Genomic DNA, 11,228 nt, shown 5'->3' with positions numbered 1-11,228 from the left:
AAGTGCATGATCAGTTTCTCATAACGATCAACCATCCAATCCTCAAAAATCATAAAGCGCACGGTCAGGAACTGTTGCCTGGATTAGCTCATATTGATTTGTTGTATCAAATGTTTCGAGAAAATGGTCATGATTACAGCGAGCTTGAGCTTCGTAATCTAACGATCTATCATCCGATCATGGTGGGACAAGATTATGATGTCATGCTGAGCATTTGGTGCACGCAAGGCAAAGCAGGACAGTGGCAGATTCGGATGGAGGGTCAGACACAGCGCAACGGCATGTTAGACTCGGAGAAAAAGCTATATGTCACTGCTGATATGCATCAAAGTGCTCCTGCGCAGTTCGATGAAACGCTGGATCTTCCCATCCTAGAGCAAGCTGCAAACAAAAAAGTCAATCTGCATGACGTATATGAACAATGCCGTCGTCAGGAATTGGTGCATACAGGTTTTATGAAGGCAGAAGGAACGATATATGAAACAGATTCAGCGGCGGTAATGGATATATCTCTCGGTAAACATGCCCTTCCCAGTGCGGAAGGGTTCATGTTTCACCCGACGTTGATCGATGGGTCCGCTATCGGCTCGATGGTATTGTTCACCTCGGTAATCCAAGAAGAACAACGGCTATTTTTGCCGCTTTTTTATGAATCTTTTCGGGCCACAGCTCTTTTACAGCAACATTGCTTTGCCAGAGTACAAACTTCATCCATCCAGCGAAAAAATGAACTGATGTATATGACGATGGAGTTCTTTGATCGATCAGGCAAAAAAATTGCGCATTTGCAAAATTTTGCGGGCAAGTTAGTTCGTGATCCTGGTCTGATCAATCCCAATAAAAAAGAAGTACCTCAGCTTCGAGGGGATATCAAAGAACCCCTTCATGAATCGAATGAGCCACAGTCTGCCTTCGTGAGGAAAGCACAAACTTTTTTGCAACAACTGCTGGCAGATCGATTACAAGTTCCAGCCGCGTCGATTGATACGCAGATTGGTTACTATGAAATGGGGCTTAATTCACCGGGCTTGTTGGAAGTTGTGAAGGCTGTCGAAGCGAAAGTAGGAATGCCGCTGGCTCCTACTTTATTGTTTGAATATACGAATATCGCTGAGTTGGCCGCCTATCTTGCCGAGAATCATGCTTCCGTATTCAGCGGGCTTGATTTGATGAAACAGGAAGGTAGCCAAGAGTTGCCGCAATCTGCAAAGGTCGTAGATGCATCATCACCTTCCGAGAATCATACAGCGAATGCCAATGAAGAAATTGCGATCATCGGGATGGCAGGTCGTTATCCAGAGGCCAGAAATCTCCATGAATTCTGGATGAATTTAAAAGAGGGCAAAGACTGCATCAAAGAAGTCCCGAAATCTCGCTGGGATTGGCAGCAGTTTGGAGAACTCAAATCCCCTTCTGGAAAGCAGATGTCCAAATGGGGAGGGTTTATTGAAGACCCTGATTGCTTTGATTCTCCATTTTTCAGAATATCCCCGCGGGAAGCAGAAACGATGGACCCCCAAGAGCGTTTGTTTTTGGAAACGTGCTGGGAAGCGATGGAAGACGCGGGTTATACGCCGAAGACGATTGTTCCGCCTCGGGGGAGCAGTAACAGGCGGCAGGTTGGTGTCTTTGTTGGCGTGATGCACAAGGATTATTCCCTAATCGGAGCGGAAGCGATGTCTCGGGGAGAAATGTTCCCGTTATCGTTGAACTATGCACCGATTGCCAATCGCGTTTCCTATTTCTGCAATTTTCATGGTCCGAGCATGGCGATTGACACCGTATGCTCCTCCTCGCTGACGGCTGTTCATTTGGCGCTGGAGAGCATCAAGCGCGGAGAATGTGAGGTAGCATTGGCGGGTGGCGTCAATTTATCCTTGCATCCTGGAAAATACTTGTCCTATGGCATGATGGATATGCACGCTAGTGATGGCTATTGTCATACCTTTGGCAAGGATGGCGATGGGTATGTTTCTGGAGAAGGCGTCGGTACCGTCGTGTTAAAGCCATTGCACAAAGCGATTGAGGATGGAGATCATATTTATGCCGTGGTAAAAGGAAGTAGTGTGAACCACGTCGGATCGGTGAGCGGGCCTTCCGTACCAAGCCCTGTTGCTCAAGCAGAAGTGATTACAGCATGCCTGGAAAAGAGCGGTGTGAACGCGCGAACGATTCGTTATGTGGAAGCGCACGGGACCGGAACTTCTTTGGGTGATCCCATTGAAATTCAAGGATTGGTGAAAGCGTTCCGTCAATATACAGAGGATCAGCAGTTTTGCGCTATTGGCTCTGTGAAATCGAATATCGGACATGCAGAATCTGCTGCGGGTATCAGCGGTCTGCAAAAAGCTGTTCTTCAGCTCCACCATAAAACGCTCGTTGCTTCCTTACATGCCAAGGAAGTGAATCCGTTTATTGATTTTGCGCAATCTCCTTTTTATGTACAGCAACGGACAGAAGAATGGAAATCGGAGAGCATGAAAAACGGTCAAAAAGTCACCGTTCCGAGACGAGCAGGGGTAAGTTCGTTTGGAGCTTCGGGGTCTAATGCCCATATTATTTTGGAAGAATACATTCCAGCTGAAACAAAGCCGAAAGCGCAAGCCATTGGCCATAAAAATCACCCAGTGATGATTCCACTATCTGCCAAGAATAAGGAGCGATTGCAAGTCTATGCGCAAAAAGTAGCGGAGTTTCTAAAAGGGGTATCAACAGACAATCACCCTCAACTACGCACGGAAGAGAAGCGAAATCAGCTTCAAGAAATGCTGGAGAAGAAGCTTCGCGGGATTTTATCCAGTATTATTCACGTGGGAGAAAACAGCATTGAGATGGAACAAGAGTGGCATGAATACGGAGTAGACCTCGTTCAAATCACACAGCTAACGCAAAAACTGCAAGAGGAGCTGCATATTCAGCTAGATATCAAGGAGTTCGATCAAAGCAGCTCCATTGCTTCCGTCATCGCTTCTCTCCTAGATAACCATCGAGACGATATAGAGGGAGAAGGTCAGTATTTTACTGATCCAGCAGCGCAAATCGATCTGGAAAATGTGGCGTATACTTTGCAAGTTGGACGAGAAGGGATGAGGGAACGAGTAGCCTTTGTCGTCGAGGATATACCTGAGCTGATCGGAAAATTGGAAGCTTATTCGAGAGGCGAGAATACGATCGATACTTGTTGGGAAGGGAGCTTGAAGCCTAACAACGAGTCAACCGGATTCCAAAGCTGGATTGCAGAAGGCAGCATCAGAAAAATGGCTGAATGTTGGGTGACAGGCTATGAAGTGGATTGGGAACAGCTTTATTTGAATAACAAACCGAGACGTGTTCCCTTGCCGACGTACCCATTTGCGAAGAATCGTTATTGGATTCCAGAGAGCAAAATGAAATCTGTAAGCGGCAAGACAGCAGCTCCATTCACGAGCGAACCTGCGATTCATCCACTGTTGCAACGGAATACTTCTGATTTTTCTGAACAGAGGTTTAGCTCCACTTTTACAGGTCAGGAGTTTTTCCTATCGGATCATGTCGTGAAGAATCAGAGAATCTTGCCGGGAGTTGCCTATCTGGAGATGGCGAGAGCAGCAGCAGAGCAAGCAACGGCTGCCTTGACCGAAGAACCAGCCCAGATTCAACTCAAAAACGTGGTTTGGACACGGCCAATTGTTGTGGGGGACCAACCTGCACAGATCCATATCGGTCTTGTTCCCGAAGAGAATGGTGAAATTCGTTTTGAAATCTATAGCGAGTCGGAGGCTATGGATGCAGAACCAGTCGTGCACAGTCTGGGGAGCGTCATGCTTCATTCTGTTGCTGAGAAGCATGCCTTGAATCTGCCATCCATACAAGCAGAATGCGGCCAACGTGAGTTTTCATCCGAACTATGCTACAGCATTTTTCAATCAATAGGAATGGATTATGGTTCGGCACATCAAGGAATTGATACCTTGTATGTAGGGGAGGGCAAAGTATTAGCCAAGCTAACCTTGCCTGCCTCCGTCTCCGAAATGGAGAACCCTTTTGTCCTGCATCCAAGCTTAATGGATTCTGCCTTGCAGGCATCTATCGGGCTAATGATGGGTGGGGAAGATACCCCATCAGCGGATGGCGACTCCAGTCGCAAGCCCTCCTTGCCTTTTGCCATGGAGGAAATTGACATTCACAACAAGTGCACATCCTCAATGTGGGCGTACGTTCGTTACAGTGCTAACAGCAGCGCAGATGACAAGGTACAGAAGCTAGATATTGATTTGTGCGATGACCAAGGAACCGTTTGTGTACGAATAAAGGGATATTCCATGCGAGTGCTGGAGGACGGGAAGCCAGCGAATCACGTTGCTTCGAGCAGCGCTTCTCCCGTACCCTCACTGGAGCCTCCGGTGGGGAATCTCATGCTGTCCGCTGTGTGGGATGTGACTCCCGTTGAGAAGGGGCAGCTTTTCCCTACTACTGATGAACAGGTTGTCATTGTGGGGGGAAATGAAGAGAATGGGAGCGCGATTCAACCATACTATCCACGAGCAAAAGTGTTGTCCATTAAGGCTGAGAATACGATTGAGGAAATCGTACACCGACTAGAAGAGCTTGGTTCCATTGATCATATGGTGTGGATCGCTCCTTTTGATGCGATAGATTCCTTGGCGGATCATCGATTAATCGCGGGGCAAGATCAGGGAGTGATTCTATGCTTCCGAACGATTAAAGCCTTGCTTCGCTTGGGATACGGAAGTAAGGAGTTGGGGTGGAGTGTCATCACGGTTCAATCCCAGCCCATTCGGAATACAGATGTTGTGAATCCTTGCCACGCCAGTATTCACGGGTTAATTGGTTCGATGGCGAAGGAATATCCAAACTGGAAGATTCGACTCATGGATGTAGAGGCCGAATCTGAATGGCCGTTGGATGATATGTTTAGGCTGCCAAGAGATCGTCAGGGTCGTCCGTGGGTGTATCGTCAGGGAGAATGGTATCGCCAACAGTTGCTTACCATCGACCATCCTCCGATCGATCAGACACAGTTGAGGCAGGGTGGCATTTATTTGGTGATTGGCGGTGCTGGTGGCATCGGCGAAGCATGGTCCGAGTATATGATTCGTACCTATCAAGCCCAGATCATATGGATGGGTCGTCGTCAAAAAAATGAAGAGATTCAAGCGAAGATAGATAGACTTGCCGCTTTTGGACCAGCACCAGACTATATAACAGCGGATGCAACGCAGCAGAACGCTTTGGAACAAGCTTATGAACAAATAAAGCAAACGTATAGACGGATTGACGGAGTTGTTCATTCTGCCATGGTCTTAGTTGAGGAAAGCTTGGAGACTATGCAAGAGGAAGGTTTCCGAGCAGTGCTTTCATCTAAGGTTGATGTGAGTGTGAACATCGCGTTGGTGTTTGAGAAGGAGCCTTTGGATTTCGTATTATTCTTCTCTTCACTCATGGCAGTTACGAAAGCTCCGAAGCAAAGCAACTACGCTGCCGGATGTACCTTTAAGGATGCATATGCTCATCAATTGACCCAAGCATGGCCATGTGCGGTGAAACTGATCAATTGGGGATATTGGAGCAGTGGGCAAGTGGAAGAGTCTCATCAAGAGATGGTAGAAATCTATCGGCGTTTGGAGCAAATCGGCATTGGCCTTATTCAGCCTCCAGAAGCTATGCAAGCTGTAGAGACACTTCTCGCAGGAGCCATGAATCAAATTGCTTTTATGAAGATAACGAAGCCTATTGTCATTGAAGGGATGAAGGTAGAAGAATGGGTGGATGTTCACCCTGAACGTTATCCATCCATGCTACAGCTGTCTGCCCATGAAAATGAAGGGCTTGCTGATGTAGCGGCTGCCTTTATCGAGGAGCGGTTGAAGCAGGAGCAATTTGCAAGAATTCGGATTCTCGAGATCGGAGCAGGTACAAAATCTACCAGTTCTTTGATTTTACAAAAATTACATGCCTATCAAGAGCATATGAGCTTCCAAGTTTTTGATCCAGAAGCGGCGTTAGGTGAACAAGGAATGAACGCTGGTGCATACGACTTGATTATCACAGCTGATAATCTGCACAAAGCTCAGCATATTCGCCAAGCCATGCGTACCTGCAAGTATCTCTTAAAAAGGAATGGTCTGCTTCTACTAGAACTTTCATTGCCTCTGGAAGGTTGGCAGAAAGTGTTGAAAGATGAGGGCTATCGAGTTGATTCCTATCCACAGTTGATAATTGCTGAAAGTGACGGCGTTGTCCGCAAGTCCAAACAACAGCAGAAATCAATGGGGACCTCAGCTTCTACTCAGCCAAGTCCTCCAGCTACAGACAGAGGAACAAGCACGGAGGATATGCTTCATGAGAAAAGCATCGCCTATTTCAAGCAATTGGTCGGAGAAACACTGAAAATTCCATTTGACCAGATCGACTCTTCTGCCGCCCTGGAGGAGTATGGCATTGATTCGATTATGATTGTGCAAATGACGAATGTCTTACGGAAAAAATTGCATCAGATCAGCACGACCCTCTTTTTTGAATATCAAACGATTGATGCGCTGGTCGAGCATTTCATGACAACACAAAAGGATGAACTACTTGCTCTAGTAGGAATAGATGAACAGCAGCCTGTTCAAAAGCAAGTAACCAACTCAGCAGCTACTGCAAAGCCAACCAGAGAGCAAGCTGGCTCGGCATTTCGAAAGGCAAAGTCTCGCCGTTTCCTGCAAGCTCTTGATACGCAACCGGAAAAACCAGCAGCGCCGTCCAGACAGGATGTGGCGATCATTGGTCTTTCAGGTCGTTATCCGCAAGCGGAAGATGTCTGGGAGTTTTGGTCTCGCCTGAAAGAAGGGAAGAATTGTATCACGGAAGTACCGGAGGATCGTTGGAACTGGCAAGAATATTTCAGCGAAGAAAAAGGAAAAAGAGGATACATGTACACCAAATGGGGCGGTTTCATCGAGGATATGGATAAATTCGACCCGCTATTTTTCCAAATTTCGCCTAACGAAGCGGAGCAAATGGACCCTCAGGAGCGCTTATTTTTAGAAACGGCATACGCATGTATGGAGGATGCGGGTTATACTCCTGCGACATTAGGAGAAAGCAGAAAAATTGGTGTGTTTGTTGGTGTCATGAATGGAAATTACCCAGCAGGAACGAGCTACTGGTCGATTGCCAATCGCCTTTCCTACTTGTTCAATTTCCAAGGACCAAGTCTAGCAGTGGATACGGCATGCTCCTCTTCTTTGACGGCGATCCATTTAGCCTTGGAAAGCCTGTATAGCGGAACAAGTGAATGTGCCATCGCAGGCGGGGTCAATTTAATTGTCGATCCGTTCCACTATATTCGACTGTCTGGAGCGACTATGCTATCTGCTGGTGACTGCTGCAAGTCGTTTGGCGACCAAGCGGATGGCTTCGTAGATGGAGAAGGTGTGGGAGCTATCATATTGAAGCCTCTGCAAAAGGCGATTGCCGACGGTGACCACATATACGGCGTAATCAAGGGAAGCATGCTCAATGCAGGCGGCAAAACAAATGGATATACGGTTCCAAACCCAATCGCGCAGTCGCAGGTAATCCACGACGCATTGCAGCGGGCAGGAGTAGATGCTCGTGCCGTCAGCTATATCGAAGCGCACGGTACAGGGACCGCTCTGGGAGATCCAATCGAGATTGCGGGACTGACTCGCGCATTTGGACAATACACGAAAGACAAGCAATTCTGCGCCATCGGCTCGGCCAAGTCGAACATTGGGCATACGGAGAGCGCGGCAGGAATTGCAGGATTGACCAAAATATTGCTTCAGATGAAGTACGGTCAAATAGCACCATCCCTGCACGCTGAGGTAATGAATCCAAACATTGATTTCAGTCAAACGCCATTTATGGTTCAGCAACAGCTGGCTGAATGGAAGCGACCCATCATGGAGATCAACGGAGTAACCAAGGAGTATCCGAGAATCGCTGGGCTATCGTCATTTGGGGCGGGAGGAGCCAATGTCCATATTGTCATCGAAGAGTATCTCGAAAAAGATAGACAGCCCGATAGTAGCATTCAGCCACAGCAACCAAACATGATCGTTCTCTCAGCGAAGAACGAAGAGAGACTGTTCGCTCAAGTGAATCGATTATTGAAGGCGATCAAAGAAGAAGCATTGACCGATGCCCAATTGACTGACGTCGCTTTTACGCTTCAAGTAGGGCGGGAAGCGCTGGAAGAACGCTTGGCTGTTATCGTCCGATCAGTGGGTGAGCTTGCGGAAAAACTAACGCAGTTTGCAGAAGGCGCAGAGAACATTGCCGAGCTGTATCGTGGGCGAGTGAAGCGCAATCATGACACGGTAGCTCTTTTTGCTGATGAGGATATGAAGCAAACAGTGGAGACATGGATTGCCAAGGGGAAATACGCTAAACTGCTGAATCTTTGGGTTAAGGGCGTCTCTTTTGACTGGAATAAGCTATATAGCGAAGATAAGCCGCGCCGCGTCAGTTTGCCTACCTATCCTTTTGCCAGGGAGCGTTATTGGATAGACGTTCAAAAACCAATGGCAACAAGTAGGACTAAAGCTTCTTCCGTTAGCGGTGATATCCTCCATCCATTGCTTCATAAGAACACTTCTGACCTCTATGAGCTGAGATACAGTTCCAGCTTTACAGGGCAGGAGCCGTTCTTGGCAGATCGTCTTGGAAATGGGCAGCGCCTCTTTCCACTCACTGCTTATCTGGAGATGGCACGGGCGGCAGTGAAACAGGCAGCAGGAGATCGAGAGGGGACTTTATCTGGAATCCGAATGACTCATGTTGCTACAGATGTTCCGCTATTGGTGGGCGATGATCTGGTTCAGGTACACCTGGGTATCTATCCAGAGGACACTGGAGTGCTTGCTTATGCAATCTACAGCGAATCGAAAGAAGAGGAGACCAGGTCTGTGGTACACAGCCAAGGTATGGTCGAATTCACTTCGCTCGTTGAAGCACCCATGTTGGATATACCTGCCATGCAAGCCGAGAGCAGTGAGGTGCTTACTGCCCAAAAATGCTACGAGCTGTTTCAAGGGATTGACCAAGTATACAGGACACGAGGACAAGTATTGGTAAAACTCTCCTTGCCTTCGATTGCCATGGAGCCAGCAGGACAATTCGTTCTCCATCCTAGCCAGTTGGAGTCTCTGTTGCAGTCATCTCGTTATCTCATCACGGAGTCTACATCATCTGACAACACCAGCTCCATCCAACCAAATGGTACGTTTACCCTTGAAGAGCTGGAGATCTTCGAAAATCATCCTGCTGTCATGTATGCTCTTATTCGATCCAGTGATGAATCGGAGAACAAGAAAATAGATATCGATATATGTGATGAGTCAGGCAGAATTGGCGTGAGGATAAAAGGTTTTGCAGTTGGAAGTGAAAAACGGGGTGCGACGGTGAGAGAGACTCAGGAAATAGTGACTTCCACTCCACCGCTGATGGGAACCACGATGCTCACGCCAGTATGGAACGCCGTGTCTGTAGAAAAAGGGGAAGTCATTCCAGCAACAAGTGATCAAGTAGTCATCGTTTGCGCCGAAGAAAAGGACAGAAGTCTCCTTCAACGTCATTACCCTCAAGCTACTGTTTTACCGCTTCAGTCAGATGACTCTATTGAGGCTATCGCAAGTAAGCTGCAAGAGCGGGGTGTGATCGATCATCTCATGTGGGTGGCTCCCAACAGCCCAGTGGAATCGGTAAAAGAGGAGTCTTTGATGATTGGGCAGGAGCGGGGCGTTATTCAAGTTTTCCGCTTGATCAAGGCTTTACTTGCGTTGGAGTATCAGACGAGAGACTTGGGCTGGACGATCATTACTGTTCAGGCGCAGGCTATCTACAAAAAAGATACGGTTCATCCAACGCATGCCAGCATCCACGGGTTGATCGGATCGATGGCGAAGGAATATCCGAACTGGAAGGTAAGACTCGTCGATTTGGACGCGCATGCCGATTGGCCGCTACGCGATATTTTTGCTTTACCTTCCGACGCTCATGGAAACGCTTGGGCATATCGTGGACATGCGTGGTTTCGCCAGCAGCTAATGCCCGTGCAGAGTCCTTCCATTAACCAAACCGTCTACAAACAGCATGGAGTCTATGTTGTGATTGGAGGCGCGGGTGGTATTGGACAAGCGTGGAGCGAATACATGATCCGCACCTATCAAGCACAAATCATTTGGATCGGTCGCCGCAAGAAAGATGAGTCGATTCAGAACAAAATAAATCAACTTGCTGCCCTAGGACCTGCACCGCTCTATTTCGAAGCCGATGCTACGGATCGCGAGTCGCTGCAAGCTGCTTACGAAGAGAGCAAGAAACGATTTGGCAAGATTAACGGAGTGATTCATTCCGCTATTGTTCTCCTTGATAGAAGTCTGGCGAATATGGACGAGACAGCCTTCCGAGCCGGACTGGTACCAAAAGTAGAGGTAAGTGTGCGGATGAGTCAAGTATTTGGCGAGGAGCCATTGGATTTTGTCCTGTTTTTCTCCTCGATTAACTCGTTTACCAAATCGCCTGGACAAAGCAATTATGCTTCAGGCTGCGCCTTTAAAGATGCTTTCGCCCATCAGCTTGCCGAGGAATGGACGTGTGCGGTAAAAGTAATGAACTGGGGATACTGGGGCAGTGTTGGAATCGTTGCGTCCAAGGGCTATCAGGAACGAATGGAACAGATCGGCATTGGCTCGATTGAACCTTCAGAAGGGATGGAGGCATTGGAAGCTTTGCTATCAGGTCCGATGAATCAATTGGCGTTGATGAAAACAACCAAGCCACTCGATATGGAAGGAATCCATACAAGCGAATCTGTTACAGTCGTTTCAACCAAAATTTCCTCCAGCATGGCAAGCATTAAAAACAAGTTAAAAGTAAAAGAAATGCCCACAGCAGCCTATTTTGCATCAGAAACAAATACGGACAGGAACAGCTTGTTTGATAACGTACTAGCTACGATCATTCAACTCGCCTCTCTAATCCTGAAGGTAGAGAGTGAAGAAATTGATACGGATATTGAATGGAAGGAGTACGGTTTCGATCCAGTCAAGCTCACCGAATTTTCTACCAAAATCAATCAGAAGTACAAGCTTGAACTGACACCTGCTGTGATGATGGACTACCCAACGCTTAAGCACATCACTGAATTTCTAGTCAATACCACCCTGAAATCTCAATCAGAAAGAGAACAGGACAAACCGGTTCTATACGTGTAA

1 protein-coding gene is annotated in these 11,228 nt (G+C 47.5%); it reads left to right on the top strand.

What is annotated here, in order from left to right; translation table 11 throughout:
- Positions 1-2: 2 nt before the first annotated feature.
- Entirely contained in the window at positions 3-11,228 is an 11,226-nt protein-coding gene (locus HP398_RS07325) for an SDR family NAD(P)-dependent oxidoreductase (protein ID WP_173622265.1), read from the top strand.

It is taken from the genome of Brevibacillus sp. HB1.4B, assembly GCF_013284285.1.
Lineage (GTDB): Bacteria > Bacillota > Bacilli > Brevibacillales > Brevibacillaceae > Brevibacillus > Brevibacillus porteri.
The sequence above is the reverse complement of the archived record's forward strand: the minus strand, read 5'-3'. Positions and strand labels throughout refer to the sequence as shown.